The 15,380-nt window shown below is 63.6% G+C and carries 14 protein-coding genes; 4 read left to right on the top strand and 10 right to left on the bottom strand.

What is annotated here, in order from left to right:
• Window positions 1-56: 56 nt before the first annotated feature.
• From FJ979_RS03360 to FJ979_RS03385, 6 genes are all read right to left on the bottom strand, one after another.
• Window positions 57-1,043 (bottom strand): ABC transporter permease, encoded by a 987-nt coding sequence (locus FJ979_RS03360; RefSeq protein WP_140553852.1) that lies wholly within the window; start codon window positions 1,041-1,043, stop codon window positions 57-59.
• Window positions 1,040-2,020, bottom strand: coding sequence for an ABC transporter permease (locus FJ979_RS03365; RefSeq protein WP_140499841.1), 981 nt, complete (start codon window positions 2,018-2,020; stop codon window positions 1,040-1,042). Before FJ979_RS03365 ends, FJ979_RS03360 begins: the two co-directional genes overlap by 4 nt.
• 13 nt (window positions 2,021-2,033) lie before the next feature.
• On the bottom strand, window positions 2,034-3,581 hold the full coding sequence (locus FJ979_RS03370) for a sugar ABC transporter ATP-binding protein (RefSeq protein ID WP_140580040.1): 1,548 nt from the start codon (window positions 3,579-3,581) through the stop codon (window positions 2,034-2,036).
• 79 nt (window positions 3,582-3,660) lie between these two features.
• On the bottom strand, window positions 3,661-4,788 hold the full coding sequence (locus tag FJ979_RS03375) for a sugar ABC transporter substrate-binding protein (protein WP_140515835.1): 1,128 nt from the start codon (window positions 4,786-4,788) through the stop codon (window positions 3,661-3,663).
• Between the two features lie 309 nt (window positions 4,789-5,097).
• Window positions 5,098-6,126, bottom strand: a complete 1,029-nt coding sequence (locus tag FJ979_RS03380; protein ID WP_140499846.1) for a LacI family DNA-binding transcriptional regulator — start codon at window positions 6,124-6,126, stop codon at window positions 5,098-5,100.
• 164 nt (window positions 6,127-6,290) lie between these two features.
• Entirely contained in the window at window positions 6,291-7,535 is a 1,245-nt protein-coding gene (locus FJ979_RS03385) for an MFS transporter (protein WP_140500151.1), read from the bottom strand.
• 198 nt (window positions 7,536-7,733) lie between these two features.
• Between FJ979_RS03385 and FJ979_RS03390 the strand changes: the two genes are divergently transcribed.
• Window positions 7,734-8,021: a DUF3175 domain-containing protein gene (locus FJ979_RS03390; protein WP_140521564.1), complete on the top strand. Its 288-nt coding sequence runs from the start codon at window positions 7,734-7,736 to the stop codon at window positions 8,019-8,021.
• 33 nt (window positions 8,022-8,054) lie between these two features.
• On the opposite strand, the gene FJ979_RS03395 is transcribed toward FJ979_RS03390, so the two are convergent.
• Complete coding sequence (locus FJ979_RS03395; RefSeq protein WP_140500153.1) at window positions 8,055-8,831, bottom strand: FadR/GntR family transcriptional regulator; 777 nt, start codon at window positions 8,829-8,831, stop codon at window positions 8,055-8,057.
• 103 nt (window positions 8,832-8,934) lie between these two features.
• Entirely contained in the window at window positions 8,935-9,831 is an 897-nt protein-coding gene (locus tag FJ979_RS03400) for an NAD(P)-dependent oxidoreductase (RefSeq protein ID WP_140521597.1), read from the bottom strand.
• 117 nt (window positions 9,832-9,948) lie between these two features.
• On the opposite strand from FJ979_RS03400, the gene FJ979_RS03405 reads away from it, so the two are divergent.
• Window positions 9,949-10,887: an NAD(P)-dependent oxidoreductase gene (locus FJ979_RS03405; protein WP_140521563.1), complete on the top strand. Its 939-nt coding sequence runs from the start codon at window positions 9,949-9,951 to the stop codon at window positions 10,885-10,887.
• 136 nt (window positions 10,888-11,023) lie between these two features.
• On the opposite strand, the gene FJ979_RS03410 is transcribed toward FJ979_RS03405, so the two are convergent.
• Window positions 11,024-11,806: a FadR/GntR family transcriptional regulator gene (locus FJ979_RS03410; protein WP_140515839.1), complete on the bottom strand. Its 783-nt coding sequence runs from the start codon at window positions 11,804-11,806 to the stop codon at window positions 11,024-11,026.
• Between the two features lie 181 nt (window positions 11,807-11,987).
• A complete protein-coding gene (locus tag FJ979_RS03415; RefSeq protein WP_140580041.1) occupies window positions 11,988-12,977 on the bottom strand; it encodes a sugar-binding protein in 990 nt (329 codons plus the stop codon).
• Between the two features lie 455 nt (window positions 12,978-13,432).
• Here FJ979_RS03415 and FJ979_RS03420 point away from each other — a divergent pair, with 455 nt between their 5' ends.
• Complete coding sequence (locus tag FJ979_RS03420) at window positions 13,433-14,176, top strand: ATP-binding cassette domain-containing protein (protein ID WP_140500157.1); 744 nt, start codon at window positions 13,433-13,435, stop codon at window positions 14,174-14,176.
• 61 nt (window positions 14,177-14,237) lie between these two features.
• Window positions 14,238-15,236, top strand: a complete 999-nt coding sequence (locus tag FJ979_RS03425) for an ABC transporter permease (protein WP_140580042.1) — start codon at window positions 14,238-14,240, stop codon at window positions 15,234-15,236.
• Window positions 15,237-15,380 lie beyond the last annotated feature (144 nt).

Consider the following 15,380-nt stretch of genomic DNA (forward strand, 5'->3'; position numbering starts at 1 on the left):
GGCGCCGGCCCGTTGGTGCCTGTCGGCGATTGAACTGTCCTTTCCGCCACGATGGTCTAGCGGCTTGCCGGCGCGCGGCCGTAGAGCAGCAGCATGGCGACGATGACGACGCCGTAGATGATCTGCCTACCCGCCTCCGGCATCTGCATGACCGACAGTATGGATTGCAGGAGCGTGATCAGGATGACGCCGGCGACAGTGCCGAGATAGGAGCCGCGCCCGCCAAGGATCGAGGTGCCGCCCAGCACGACGGCCGCGATCGACGGCAGGAGATAGGCGTCGCCCATCGACTGCGCCGCCTTGGAGGCGTAGCCGGCAAGCAGCACCCCGCCGAAGGCGGAGAGCCCGCCGGAGACGGCAAAGGCGATCATCACCACGCGCCTTGTGTCGATGCCGGAGAGGTAGGCGGCACGCTCGCGGTTGCCGATGCCGTAGACGGTGCGGCCAAAGCCGGTGCGGGTCAGAACGAACACCATCGCGGCGCCGATCAGCGCCCAGATGATGACCGCGTTGGGAACTCCCGGAATGGCAAAGCCGGTGGCCAGGTAGCGCATGGCGCCGGTGGCCGAATCCTGGGGCGAGAAGCCGCCGGTGTAGACCACCATCAGCCCTTGCGCGACGGCGTTTGTGGCGAGCGTAATGATCATGGAGGGAATGCGCAGATAGGCGACGCCGATGCCGTTGACGATGCCGATCAGCACCCCGCACAGGATGCCGAATGGAATGGCCAACGCAACGCCGGCCGGGCCATACGCGGCAGCGGCGCAAGCCATCATCGCGCCCGCCGCCACCGACCACGGCACCGACAGATCGATCTGGCCGAGCAGGATGACCAGCATCATGCCGGTGGCGATGACGCCGAGAAACGAGGCCACCTTGAGCTGCTGCAAGAGATATTCAGGCGACAGGAAGCTGCGCGAATAAAGACTGCCCAGCAGGAGCAGGACCACGATGCAGGCAAAGGCCGTCAACACCGCGGGGTCGGCGCGGCGAATGAATTTCGGCATGCGGCCGGCAATGCCGCCCAATGTCGTCTCGCTCACAGGAACCACTCCAGCCGGTTGCGGACTCGAAACAGGGCGAAGGCGCCGAGGCTGACGGCGATCAGCAGGATAACGCCCTGGAACAGCGGCTGCCACAGCGGATCGAAATCGAAGACGAACAACAGATCGCCGATGGTGCGGAAGGCGAGCGCGCCGAAGATCGCGCCAATGGCACTCCCCTTGCCGCCGAACAGCGAGACGCCGCCCAGCACCACGGCGGCAATGGAAAACAGCGTGTAGGAGTTGCCGCTGGCATAGGCCGCTTCGCCCGTATAGGTGAAGAACGTCAGGAACAGGCCGCCGATCGAGGCCAGCAGCCCCGCCAGCGTATAGGCTGCGAACTTGCCGCGCCGGATGGGCACGCCTGACATGTAGGCCGCCATTTCCGACGACCCTGCCGCATAGGCCGCGCGGCCAAGCACCGAACGGCTGAACGGCACCCAGATCACCAACACGACGGCCAGGAGCACAACCATGCTGGCCGGCACCACGTCAAACACACGGCCCGTCAGCGCGTCAGCCAGATCCTCGTTGACCGATCCGCCCGGGAACGGCCGCAGTAGAAGCCCGATGCCATAATAGACCGCGCCGGTGGCGATCGTGGCGACGATCGGCTGCAGCCGCCCGTAGATGACGATGGCGCCGTTGATCGCCCCGCACAGCAGTCCGACGGCCAGTACCGCCAACACGCCAAGCGCCGTCTGCACCGGCGTGCCCACCACCAGCCACGAGGCCAGGCAGTTGGTCAACAGGAAGATCATGCCGACGGAAAGGTCGATGCCCGCGGTGATCACCACCAGCGTCTGCGCCATGGCGACGAAGGCCAGCAGCACGCCCTTGTTGGCCGCCGTCTGCACGACATTGGCGGTGAAGCCGGCCGGATGGTTCGCGGTGTAGATGACGAACATGACGATGAAGATGCCAAGCGCCAGCAGCGTTCCGCGCTGCTCCGCCAACCAGTAGCGCCAATCCTTCACGCCAAAATCCCTTTCACGCGTTCGCTCCCCGGTTCACCGGGCTATCCCCGCCAGGCATGTTGAGCGCGCTTGATATCAGAGCCCGTTCGGTGATTTCGGCGCCCACCAATTCGCGCTTGACCGCCCCGTCATAGAGCACCAGCACACGGTCGCAGCAGCCGATCAGCTCGTCATAGTCGGTCGAATAGAACAGGATTGCCGCCCCCGCGTCCGCCAGCTTGCGCATCAGCTGATACAGCTCCTGCTTGGTGCCGACATCGATGCCGCGCGTCGGATCGTTGAGCAGGATGATGCGCGGCTGGCGCATCAGCCATTTGGCGATGACGACCTTCTGCTGGTTGCCGCCCGACAACGCGCCGACCGGAATGTCGAGGCCGGCCGTCTTGATCGCCAGCAGGCCGACCATGTCGTCGATAAGCCGCTGCTCGGCGGCGCGGTCTATTATGCCGCCTTTCGACAGCCGGTCGAGTGCGGCGAAAGACAGGTTCTCGCGCACCGTCATCGGCAGCATCAGGCCTTCGGTCTTGCGATCCTCGGGAATGAGCGCCATGCCGATGCCGTTCTCGCGTGCGGCGGCGGGGCTGGCGATGCCCACTGGCTTACCGTCGACCAGGATCTGGCCGGAAAGGCCACGCAGGACGCCGAAGAAAGCGAGCAGCAATTCGCGTTGGCCCTGCCCGTCGAGGCCGCCGAGGCCGACCACCTCGCCTGCCCTGACCGACAGCGAGATGTTGTGCAGGCGATCCGTCCAGGAGAGCTTGCGGGCTTCGAGCACCGGCGCGGTGGTGGCCGGCGCGAATGTCGGCTTGGGCGGGAAGATATGGCTGTATTCGCGCCCGATCATCAGTTCGACGACTTCACTGTCGCTCTTCGAGCCGGCGGGATAGCTGGCGACATTGCGGCCGTTGCGGAACACCGTGCACTGGTCCGCCAATTCGGCGATCTCGTTCATGCGGTGCGAGATGTAGAGCAGCGCCAGCCCTTCCGAACGCAGCCGCTTCAGCACGGCGAAGATCTTCGACACATCCGCCGCCGTCAGTGCCGAGGTCGCCTCGTCGAGGATCAGGATGCGTGGCTTCCTGGCCAATGCCTTGGCGATCTCGACCATCTGCCGGCGTGACAGCGGCAGGTCCTTGACCAGCGCCAGCGGATGAATGTCGGATGCTCCCGCACGCGCCAGCGCGTCCTCGGCGATGCGCCGCTGCGCCTTGCGGTCGATCATGCCGAAGCGTTTCGGCGGATCGGATATGACGATGTTGTCGGCGACGCTGAGTTCGGGAATCAGCGACAACTCCTGGAAGATGCAAACTATGCCGGCCTTGTTCGCGGCGCCCGGCGAGGCGAAGGTCGCCTCTCGCCCGTCCAGCACCATGTGGCCCTCGTCGGGCGCAACGACGCCCGCCATGATCTTGATCAGCGTCGACTTGCCGGCGCCGTTTTCGCCGAGGATGGCGTGGATGCTGCCGGCCTCGACCGACAGGTCGGCCTTCTCCAGCGCCCGCACGCCGCCATAGCGCTTCGATATGCCTTCCATGCGCAAGAGCGGAGCCGCACCGTCCATCAACCCTCCCAGGGCGCTCGAACATTCAAGAACCGGCGCCGCGGCTTAGCCGCGGCGCCGAAACGATACCCACTGGAAACTACTGATTTTCCTTGGTCTGACCCATGATTTCCTGGGCGCTGAAGTTGATGCCGCAGGTTGGGAAGGAGTTGCCGACGAAGAAATTGTCCGACTCTTTCGGGAAGTAATCCGTGCCTTCCTTCATGTTCGGATCTTCGGCGATCGCCAGCGGCAGCTTCACCTCTTGCGGCACCACTTCGCCTTCGAGCGCTGCAATCGCGGTCTTGATGGCGACGGCGACCTGGGCCGGGCCCGAGCCCGCGGAAGAGCACTTCAACCCGTCGGCCGAATGCGCCGCGCAGAACTTGCGGAAGCCGTTTTCGGTTTCACCGCCAAAGGGCACGAACGGATGCTTGGCATCGATCATCGCCTGCACGATGCCGGTGTCGCCGCCCTGGCCGGTGATGCCGTCGAATGGCCCGTTGGTGGCGATCGCGTCGGCGGTGACCTTCTGTGCCACGCCGTCGTCCCACTTGCCGGCGACTTCGGTGACGTCCCATTTCTTGCCGGAAGCGTCGAGCACCTCGTGGATGCCGTTGTGGCGATCGGTATCGACGGAGGTGCCGGCAACGCCGCGCACTTCGAGAATCTTGCCGCCATTCGGCACCTTCGCGACCAGCCATTTGGCCCACAATTCGCCGAGGCCCTTCTGGTCCACATTGACGTTGATGGCATCCTTGGTGTCGAGGATGTTGTCGAAGGCGACCAGCACGATGCCAGCCTGCTTGGCGCGCTTGATGACCGGGCCGAAAGCAGTCGGGTTCTGCGCGTCGGTGACGATCGCGTCATAGCCGGAATCGATGAAGTTGTTGATCGCCGAGATCTGCGCCGGCACGTCCTCGCCGGTCGAGACGACCTTGAATTCCTTGATCTTGGCTTTGACGTCCGGCTGGGCGGCATAGGCCTTTGCGGTCTGCACCATCTGGATGCGCCAGGTGTTGGCGATATAGCCATTGGCGAAGGCGATGCGGTATGGGCCTTCCTTTTTGGGATATTTGAAGAATTTCGTGTCCGCGCTCCAAGGCGCGAAGCAGTCGGCTTGGGCGGCCGGGCCCGGCACGATCTCGGGGCCGGCGGCCATGGCGGCCGAGTTGAGCATGACGAATGCGCTGGCGGCAACGATGCCACCTACCAGTGACTTGATCATCGATAATCCTCCCATTTTGTAATTCTGACGTCGTTTCGCGATGTGAATTTCGCACGGTCGGCTCCGGCTCCTCCTGCCTTGCCGTACCTGCCTTTCCGATGGCCAATGGTCTATGCGATGCCTCCTCCCCCGTCGTTCCCAGGTTGCTGGGAAAATAGCATATTATACATAATAAACAAGAATTAGTTGTCGCTTATGTATAATAGACAGGCGCCGTACCGTTGCATTTCTCTTTCCTGTCCGACGACGACGGTAGCGCTACCATGAACGTTGTGTAAAGCGCCCTTTCTCTTGATCGCGAAAGCGTGTTCAGCGCGCCGTGCTCTCGCGGCGCATGAGTTCGAAACCGAGATCCACGACGCGCTGCTGCGGAGGCTCGCCTCCTATCGCCGCCAGCGCCATGGCCACTGCCCGCCGTCCGATCTCGTAGCGGGGCGTGCGGATGCTGGTGACGGAGGGAAACGCCACCTGCATCATGTCGAGATCGTTGAAGCCGACGATGCCGATCCTCTTGGGCACACCGATCGAAGCGCGATGACACTCGAACAGCGCGCCTAGCGCGATGTCGTCATTGTTGCAGAATACGCCGTCGAGCGTCGGCATCTTGGCCAGCGCGTCGCGGAAAAGTTCGCGTCCCAGCGTCACACTGGACGGCACCGGCGTGGTGGTGATCAGTCGTGGATCGAACAGGCCGGCTTTCTCCACTGCCATGCGGTATCCGGCCAAGCGCCGCTGCGAGCGCGGATCCATGCGCGCGCCGATGAATCCGATGCGGCGGTAACCCGCTTCGAGCAGATGCTCAGTCGCCGCCCTGCCCCCGTCCAGATGCGAGAAGCCGACCATCATATCGACCGGATCCGGGCCGGTTTCCATGACCTGCACCACCGGGCAGCCTGCGTTCTCCAGCAGTTTTCGCGAGGCCGGAGTCTGGTCGATGCCGGCCACGATCAGCGCCGCCGGCCTTTGCGGCCCGAACACCTGCAGCAGCCGTTCTTCCTCGAGGCCGGAATAGTGGGTGTTGCCGAGCTGGATGCGGAAGGCGCTATCCGACAGGCTGTCATAGATGCCACGCACCACCTCGGCAAAGACGTTGTTGGTAAGCGACGGCACCAGCACGCCGAACACCTCGGCGCGGGCCGAGGCCAGCGCCCGCGCGTTGGGATCCGGCACGTAACCGAGCTCGTCGACGGCGGCCTGGATCTGGCGGCGCAGGTCCTGCGAGACCCGCTCCGGCTCGCGCAAAGCACGAGACACGGTGATGGCGCCCACGCCCGCCTTGCGCGCGACGTCTGATATGGTCGGGCGGCCGCCGCCTCGGCGCGAGCGCGGCTTGATCAAGGACAGGCTCCATGCGGTGCGTGGCCGCCAAGGCGCTGCCGCAATACGATCGACGTTGCTGTCGCCATTTCACCAGCCTGTGCCGCACCACTCACCTCTGGCGTCGCGCAGCCCCGGCCCGTTGTCAAGCCGAGGCGCTTGCGGGCGAGTGCTTCCGCTTTGCCTCAGGCCATCGCCGTCGCGCCGCGTCTTGCCTTCCAAAGCACCAGCACCATCACCAGGATGTTCAGCAGGTTCCAGGCGATGCCGTTCAGGAATGCGGCGGCGTAGGAGCCGGTCAGGTCGTAGATCCAGCCCGACATCCAGCCGCCGATCGCCATGCCGAAAATGGTCGCCATGATGACGATGCCGACGCGTTGGCCGGCCTCCCTGGCGGGCATGTATTCCCGCACGATGATCGCATAGCAGGGCACGATGCCACCCTGCGACAGGCCGAAGACCAGCGAAACGACATAGAGCGAGGCAAGCCCGTCGAAGGGAATGTAAAAGAACAGTGACAGGCATTGCAGCACCGAGCCGATAAGCAGGGTCTTCACTCCGCCGATGCGGTCGGCAACGAAGCCCGAAGCCACGCGGCTGACCACGCCGGCCGCCATCATGATCGACAGCATGTCGGCGCCATGCGCGACGCCGTAGCCAAGATCCATGCAATAGGCCACGATATGCACCTGCGGCATCGACATCGCCACGCAGCAGCCAAGACCAGCAATGACGAGCAGCACCTGGAGTGCCGTTGGCGACAACGAGATCGGCTGCACCAGCCGGCTGCCCGCGGAACCGGCGGCCGCGATCGGGGCGCCGCGCCGCAGCATCAGCACCAGCGGCACCATGGTCGCCAGGCAGAAGATGCCGATGGCCACATAGGTGAAGCGCCAGCCTTCCGCCTTCATCAGGGGTGGCATGACGGTAGGCCAGATCGTTCCGGCGAGATAGCTGCCGGCCGCGGCCGCCGCCACGGCGACGCCGCGCCGGCGGTTGAACCAGTGCGAGATGTCAGCGATCAGCGGCCCGAAGATCGCCGATGTACCGACCCCGATCAGCAGGCCCTGGGCGAGCGTGAACTGCAGGATCGAGGTCGACAGCGCCGCCAGCAGGAAGCCGGCAACCAGCGCCATCGAGGAAACAAGCGCCGGGATCCAGTAGCCGACACGGTCGATGGCGCGCCCGACCAGAACGTTTCCGGCGGCAAAGCCGACCATGGTCGCGGTGTAGGGCAGAGCGGCGTCGGCCCTGTCGACGCCGAACTCGGCCTGCACGGCCGGCAGCACCACGACCACGGCCCACATGCCGACGCCGCCGACTGTCGACAAAAGCATCGACACCGCCAGCCGTATCCATGCATGCGAGCTGTCGACGACCGCATTGCCGGCTGCTGGTGAGGAGAAGATCGAGGCCAAGCTGTTTCCCATTCCGTCATCGACATTGACCATTGTCGCGGTCATGCGGCCTAGCGGCCGACGGTCCTTCCACCACTATCGGCGCATTCGCGGCGCCGAGCAGCGCCACGTGGGTAATTCCATGGTTCCAGGGTTCGCCGGTTCCGGGCTCACCGGAACGTGCGACGATGAAGGACGTTTTGCAATCGGCTCAACGCGAAGGAGATTGCCATGACCGCGAAACGGAAATGGTCGGCTGAGGTGACCGAGCACAGCAATGCCATGGATCTCGAAGACCATGTCTTCGAATCCCACGACCCGAAGAAGATCGCGGCTTCGCTCAAGCGGTCGGCCGAACACAGCGACCGGCGCAAGGCCGAACCGTTCCAGTCCGCCATGTCGATGCTGAACTTCTACATCAACCGTGCCGGCAGGAACCTGCCGGCGAAGCAGAAGAAGGTGCTCGAGGACGCCAAGGACGAACTGCGCGCGGCGTTCGGACGTGAGAAGGAAGAGTAGGCAGCAAGCCGCGTGACGGGTTCCTGGAACGGCTTATCGTGACCTGATCACGCCGTCTGTGTTGGCGAGCAGCTTGCGCACCGCGGCACGCGCCGCGTCGGGCCGCTGCAGGCGGATGTTCTTCTCGATCGCCTCATGCATCTTCTGTGCGTGCTGCAAATCGTCGAGTTCCCGCGTCGTATAGGTGAAGAGATGGTCGAAGGCGGATTCGATCAGCACCCCGAGCGGCACCAGCAGGTCGTTGCCAGACGCCCGCAGGATCGCGAGATGAAAGCGCGTGTCGGCGCGGGTGCGCTCCTGCAGGCTTGGTGCCTCGCCCATCTCGCGGCAGGCCTGGCTGATTTCGGCCATCTGCTCGTCGGTCCGCCGCATGGCGGCAAAGGCGGATGCCTCCGGCTCGATGATGTGGCGGAATTCCTGCACCGTCTTCAGAAATACCTCGCGGTCCGGCGAGGTCGCGTACCAGGCAAGCACGTCGCGGTCGAGCAGATTCCAACGTTCTTTCGGCTCGACCCAGCTGCCGATCTTCGGGCGCGAGGCGAGCAGGCTTTTGGCCATCAGCATCTTGATCGCCTCGCGTACCGCCGAGCGGCTGACGCTGAAGGTCTCCGACCATTTGGCTTCGTTGGGCAGGATGGTGCCGGGCGGATAGTCGCCGCGCACGATCCTGAGCCCGATTTCGCTGGCCAGCGAGGTGTGCACGCTGGAACCCGGAATGCGCGCCGCATCGGTGCGGCGAACGCCGGCCTGACGCTCGGCCGATGCCGCTTTTGCCGGCGATTTTTCCTTGTTCGGCTTCGCGTCCCGCATAGGCTCCAGAAAGTCCGGATTGAGCAAGCTGTCAAGCACGGCAAGCGGGTTCACCCGCAAAGCCGGCTTCTGTGCACAGCTCAACCCCCGGCGGGGCCTGTTTTCAAGAGATCCTCACGTATTTGCGCCAGCTGTGTTCCGGCCGAAAGCCCAACATGTCGCGCGCCTTGCGGTTGGACAGCAGCGTCTCGAATTCGCCGAGCTCACCCTTGACCGGCACACCGGGATAGAAGCGCTTCAGCAGTTCCGCGGTCGGCAGGTCCGACGACGTGTCGTCATTGGCAGCGTTGAACACCTGGTAGCCGAGCCCATCCTTCTCGATGGCGCGCAGCGTGATCTGGCCGAGGTCGCGCGCATCGACATAGCTCCAGGCGATGCGCTTGCGGAAACCGGGATCGGCGAACCATTTCGGAAACAGGGAATATTCGTGCGGTTCGATGACGTTGCCGATGCGCAATGCATAGATGTCGGTACCGTCGCGCTGCGCAAAGGCCCGTGCCGTCTTCTCGTTGACGACCTTGGAAAGGGCATAGCTGTCCATCGGATCGACGTCGTATTCTTCGTCGAGCGGGAAATATTTCGGCGCGCGCGGCTCGTTGGCGAAGACCAGCCCGTAGGTCGTCTCGCTGGAGGCGATGATCACCTTGCGGATGCCGAGCTTCACCGCCGCCTCGATGACATTGTAGGTACCGAGCGCGTTGATGCGGAACACTTCGTTGTCGGGCGTGATCATGATGCGGGGGATCGCGGCGAAATGCACCACGGCGTCGACGGGCTGGGGACGCAGCGACGGGTCGAATTCATGCAAGCCCGCATAGCTCGACAGCGCGTTGAACACCTGCCCGCTGTCGGTGATGTCGGTGATCAGCGTGCGCACCTTGGGATTGTCGAGCGGCTTGGTGTCGATGTTGAGCACCTGGCAGCCCTGCTCCACCAGATATTGTACGACGTGGCGCCCAGCCTTGCCGCTGCCGCCGGTAAACATGATCCGCTTCATTATTCTGGTCTCCACGAAAGCTCAGGATTATGTGTATTGTCAGACAATATTGCTTTCTGCAACCGCTTGCGGCTAAAACAGCGGCGACATTATCGATAATCGCAACACAGGACAGACAGAATGAACACGACCGCCCCGAGCGAGAAGATCGGCTTCATCGGCCTTGGCCTGATGGGTCATGGCATCGCCAAGAATATCGTCGATAAAGGCTATCACCTGACCTTTCTCGGCCGCAAGAATCGCAAGCCGGCGGAGGATATGGCTAATCGCGGCGCCCACGAAGCCGCGACCTCCCGCGACGTGGCGGCGGCATCGACGATCGTCTTCATCTGCGTCACCGGTTCGCGTGAGGTCGAAGCCATCATTCGAGGCCCCGGCGGTCTCAAGGAAGGATTGAGAAAAGGCTCGGTCGTCGTCGACTGCTCGACCTCCGACCCGGTCTCGACCGTTGCGCTGGCCGCCGAACTCAAGGCGCTCGGCGTCAACTATGTCGATGCACCGCTCAGCCGCACGCCGAAGGAGGCTTGGGAAGGCACGCTCGACGCCATGGTCGGCGCACCCGACGCCGTCTTTGCCAGGGTCAAACCGGTGATCGAAACCTGGGCCGGCCGTATCGTCCATATCGGCGACACCGGCGACGGCCACCGCATGAAATTGCTCAACAATTTCGTCTCGCTGGGCTATGCGGCGATCTATTCCGAGGCATTGGCCTTGGCCGAGAAGGTCGGCATCTCGCCGCAGCGCTTCGACAGCGTCATCCGCAACGGCCGCATGGATTGCGGCTTCTACCAGACCTTCATGCGGTGGACGTTGGAGGGCGACCGCGACGCCCACAAATTCACTATTGCCAACGCCTTCAAGGACTTGACCTACCTCGAATCGATGGCGGGTTCTGCCGGCATTGCCAACCCCCTCGGCAACGCCACCAAGAACGCTTTCGCCGGAGCACACGCCACCGGACCGGCCGAGCAGTACGTGCCGATGCTGGCCACCCATATCGGCAAGGTCAACGGTGTCGATCTGATGCCGATGAAAGATGGAAAGAAACAGACGATTTAAGGGTGAGAAGCGGTCCGCGCACCGGATGAAAAGCCAATAGCTTGGCTTTTCGAGCTTCGAACGCCGGGAGCCTGCGAAAGGCCGCAGAAGGCTACGCATTGCCCATAGAAAGGTGATCACCAAGCGCGAGCGTGGATCACCCTCGCCCTCTTCCGATCCCTTCATCCGTATCGGCGAGCAGCTTGTGCACGGCGTTGCGCGCCGCTGAGGGGCGCTGCAAACGAATATTCTTCTCGATCGCCTCGTGCAGCCTCTGGGCCCGCCGTTGGTCGCCGACCTGCTGAGTCGTGAAGACGAAGAGATGGTCGAGCGCCGACTCGATGAGCACGCCGAGCGGCACCAGCAGATCGTTGCCGGAGGCCCGCAGGATGGCAAGATGAAAGCGCGTGTCGGCCCGGATGCGCTCCTGAAGGCTTGCCGCCTCGCCCATCTCGCGGCAGGCCTGGCTGATCTCGGCCATCTGCTCGTCGGTCCGCCGCACCGCGGCAAAGGCGCTCGCTTCCGGCTCGATGATATGGCGGAACTCCTGTACCGTCCGCAGGAACACCTCACGGTCCGGCGCGGTCGCGTACCAGGCGAGCACGTCGCGGTCGAGAAGGTTCCAGCGCTCCTTCGGTTCGACCCAGCTGCCGATCTTGGGGCGCGAAGCGAGCAGGCTTTTGGCCATCAGCATCTTGATCGCCTCGCGCACCGCCGAGCGGCTGACGTTGAACGTTTGCGACCATTGGGCTTCGTTGGGCAGGATGGTGCCTGGCGGATAGTCGCCGCGCACGATCCTGAGCCCGATCTCGCTGGCCAGCGAGGCGTGCACGCTGGCACCGGGAAAGTGCGCCGCATCGGGCCGGCGCATGGCGGCTGGACGGCGGCCGGCCTGTGCCTTGGTCCGAATGGCTCGCTTGTTTGACTTTTCGTCCGGCATCCACGTTCCAATGCGTCGGCCGTACCTGTTCCGGTCAGGAACTGTCGGGTGCGCCGATGCCATTGCCGAAAATTCGAACCACGGGCGCGCCAAAGCCGGAGCCGCTGCCCCTGAAATGCGTGTCCCTGTTCGTCAGCAGAGGTGGCGGGGCGCCCGTTGACGAGCGCCCCGATCGAGACGCCTACTTCTGGATGCAGGTGTCGACCGTATCCTTGGTGCATTCGTCGAGGCCGGTGAACACCGGATCGTCGACCTTCTTGCCTTCGACCAGGTCGATCATCACGGACGGCGCCTTGTAGCCCATCTCGAACGGCCGCTGGCCGACCAGCGCGGTGACAAGGCCATCCCGCGCGATCGCCACCTCGTCGCCGATCGTGTCGGCGGCGCCGATGACGAAGTCGTTGCTGGCCAGCTTGTCCTTCAGCGGTCCAACCAGATCGCGATAGGGCTGCGGCGCGCCGAACAGCGGCCAGCCGCCCATGATGCCGAACGCATCGAGCTTGGGGTTGGCGGCAAGAATGTCGGTCATCGCCTGGACGCCCTTGGCGCCGTCGTCATTGGTGAACACCGGACAGCCCGCCACTTCCGTCCAGCCGCCTTCGCCGGCAAGGGCTGCAAGTCCTTCCTTGCCCGACAGCGCGTCACGCATGCCTTGCGCGCGGCGAAGAATGTTGTCGGCCGCCGGATTGCCCTCGATGGTGCAGATCGTGCCGCCATTCGGCTTGGCCTTCTTTATGTATTCGCCGATCTTCTTGCCCATCAGATAGTTGTCGGTGCCGAGATAAGTCTTGCGAAGTGCTGCGTCTTCCTTGGCAAGGTCGGCATCGACGGTCATGATCGGGATCGACGGGTTGGCGCTCTTGATCGTTTGCGCGATCAGCGGCGCGTTGGACGGCGAAATCGCCATCGCCACCGTGTCCGGCTTGCTCAGCATATCCTGCACGATCTGCGCCTCGCCGGCCTCGTCGGAAGTCGACGCCGGACCGGTGTAGAAGCACTCATACTCCGAGTTGGCGTTTTCCTTGTTCCATTTCTCGCAGCCCTGGTGGATCGCCTCGAAGAACGGATTGTCGAGACCTTTCACCACGATGACGAGCTGCTTCTTGGCCAAAGCCGGCCCGGCGCCCAACGCCATGGCGGCGACGGCGGCGAGCAAAACTGTTTTCCTCATGTCAGTCCTCCCTTGGAAACAGACGGACACGGCGTGCCCGCCACACAGATCGGCCGAATGCGAGATGACAGAAGCAAGCGCTCGTGCCGCCAGGCCAGGCCGATAAGTATTTTCAGATGCGACCAGCCCGGCAACGATGCCGGCACGATCGATAATCCTCTACCGGTTGCCCCGTCAAACGACGTCGTCAAAGCCGGCATATCTTCCTCCGACGCTCAACTAATAACGGCTTGCTGCCAACGTCAATTGCTATTTGTCCTACAAAACGGATTTTTCCCGAAAAGCGGGATCTCATTCGTCCGACAATTGCCCAAATCTTATTCGTCAGACAATTGACGCCCGCGCAGGCATTTGCGTAAATGACCGGGTCGCTGCTTCCGGGAGGAGCTGGGGTAGCGAACCGAAGCCGTCGCCCCTTCCGGGACAGACGGCCAGACATGGGAGGCAAAAGGCTGGTGGCGGTTCTCGAACTCACCAACATCTCGAAGCATTTCGGCGCCATCCAGGCGGTGAACGACGTGTCGCTGTCGATCGAGCCCGGCCAGGTCGTCGGCCTAATGGGTGACAACGGCGCCGGCAAGTCGACGCTGGTCAAGATGATCGCCGGCAATTTCCGCCCGAGCCACGGCACCATGCAGATGGACGGCAAGGATCTGATCCTGCACAAGCCGGTCGAGGCCCGCCAGCACGGCATCGAGATCGTCCACCAGGATCTGGCGCTGTGCAATAATTTGACGGCGGCGGCCAATGTCTATCTCGGCCGCGAACTGCGCCGCGGCGTCGGGCCCTTCCGTATCCTCGACTATGCCGCCATGTACAAGCGCGCCGGCCAGATATTCGCCGAGCTCAAATCCGAGACGCGCCCGCGCGACCTCGTCAAACAGATGTCCGGCGGTCAGCGCCAGGCGGTGGCGATCGCCCGCACCATGCTGTCGCAGGCCAAGATAGTGCTGATGGACGAGCCGACGGCGGCGATTTCGGTCCGTCAGGTCGCCGAAGTCCTCAACCTGATCCGCCATTTGCGCGACCAGGGCATCGCCGTGGTGCTGATCAGCCACCGCATGCCCGACGTTTTCGACGTCGCCGACCGCGTCATCGTCATGCGGCGCGGCAGGAAAGTCGCCGACAAGGCGATCGCCTCGAGTTCGCCCGAGGAAGTGACAGGGCTGATCACCGGCGCCATCGAGCAGGTGGTGTGAGAGCGGCAAAACCGGATTTCATTGCGCTGGCGCGTTTCGCTCCCGGCAGGAAAGGTCGATAATGGCAGTCACCCTTGATCAGACGATCGCGCAGAAACAGCACAGTTTTCTGTCGCGGCTGCTCTCCAGCCAGACGTTCTGGGTGGTGATCGCCGTCATCCTCGCCTGTATCTTCCTGTCCTTTGCCACGGATGCCTTCGCCACCCCGAAGAACCTCTTCAACATCACCCGCAACGTCACCTTCGTCGCCATTGTCGCGCTGGGCATGACCTTCGTCATCATCACCGGCGGCATCGACCTCTCGGTCGGTTCGGTGCTGTGCCTGTGCTCGATGGTGCTGGCCGTTACCATGCATGCCGGGTTTTCGATCGAAGTCGGCATCCTGGCTTCGATCGTCACCGCACTCGTCATCGGCGGCTTCAACGGCATTCTGATCGCCTATCTCGGCTTTCCGCCCTTCGTGGTGACGCTCGGCATGCTGTCGATCGCCCGCAGCCTCGCCATGGTGGCCTCCAACAACACCGTCGTCTTCCAGTTCGGGCCCGATCACGACAAGCTGCTGGCGCTGGGCGGCGGCGCCTGGCTGTTCGGGATCGCCAATCCGGTGCTCTACATGATCCTTTTGGCGCTGATCACCGGCTTCGTCCTGCGCTGGACCAAGTTCGGCCGGCACATCTTCGCCATTGGCGGCAACGAGCATGCGGCGACGCTGACCGGCGTTCCGGTGCGCCAGATCAAGGTCGCCGTCTACATGATCTCGGCGTTGTCGGCGGGAATAGCCGGCATCATCCAGACCGGCTGGCTGGGCGCCGTCACCACCAATCTCGGCAACGGCATGGAGCTGCAGGTCATCGCCGCCACCGTCATCGGCGGCGCCAATCTCGCCGGCGGCGTCGGCACCGCCTTTGGCGCCATCGTGGGTGCCGCCCTCATCGAGGTGATCCGCAACAGCCTCGGCCTGCTCGGTATTAACGCCTTCTGGCAGGGCACCTTCATCGGCGGCGCCATCCTGCTGGCGGTGCTGTTCGACCGCATCCGCAACTTCAGGCGAAGCGACTAAAAGCCTGTCTTCGCCGAAGCGGCGTTCATTTCGGTCCTATCGCTCAGTCTGAAAATCGGCTGAAGCGGCCTGCCGCGAATACCGGGCGTGCGGCTATGCCTTGACGGACACGGAAAACCGGCCGCACAATCCCCAAGCAGGCGA

This window comes from Mesorhizobium sp. B1-1-6 (genome assembly GCF_006443035.1).
Classification (GTDB): Bacteria; Pseudomonadota; Alphaproteobacteria; order Rhizobiales; family Rhizobiaceae; genus Mesorhizobium.

What these genes read in the sequence shown, in the direction of transcription:
- FJ979_RS03425 (WP_140580042.1), top strand. Translation starts at nt 14,238, where the DNA reads ATGGCAGTCACCCTTGATCAGACGATCGCGCAGAAACAGCACAGTTTT.
- FJ979_RS03405 (WP_140521563.1), top strand. Translation starts at nt 9,949, where the DNA reads ATGAACACGACCGCCCCGAGCGAGAAGATCGGCTTCATCGGCCTTGGC.
- FJ979_RS03385 (WP_140500151.1), bottom strand. Translation starts at nt 7,535, where the DNA reads ATGGGAAACAGCTTGGCCTCGATCTTCTCCTCACCAGCAGCCGGCAAT.
- FJ979_RS03370 (WP_140580040.1), bottom strand. Translation starts at nt 3,581, where the DNA reads ATGGACGGTGCGGCTCCGCTCTTGCGCATGGAAGGCATATCGAAGCGC.
- FJ979_RS03395 (WP_140500153.1), bottom strand. Translation starts at nt 8,831, where the DNA reads ATGCGGGACGCGAAGCCGAACAAGGAAAAATCGCCGGCAAAAGCGGCA.
- FJ979_RS03410 (WP_140515839.1), bottom strand. Translation starts at nt 11,806, where the DNA reads ATGCCGGACGAAAAGTCAAACAAGCGAGCCATTCGGACCAAGGCACAG.
- FJ979_RS03415 (WP_140580041.1), bottom strand. Translation starts at nt 12,977, where the DNA reads ATGAGGAAAACAGTTTTGCTCGCCGCCGTCGCCGCCATGGCGTTGGGC.
- FJ979_RS03390 (WP_140521564.1), top strand. Translation starts at nt 7,734, where the DNA reads ATGACCGCGAAACGGAAATGGTCGGCTGAGGTGACCGAGCACAGCAAT.
- FJ979_RS03375 (WP_140515835.1), bottom strand. Translation starts at nt 4,788, where the DNA reads ATGATCAAGTCACTGGTAGGTGGCATCGTTGCCGCCAGCGCATTCGTC.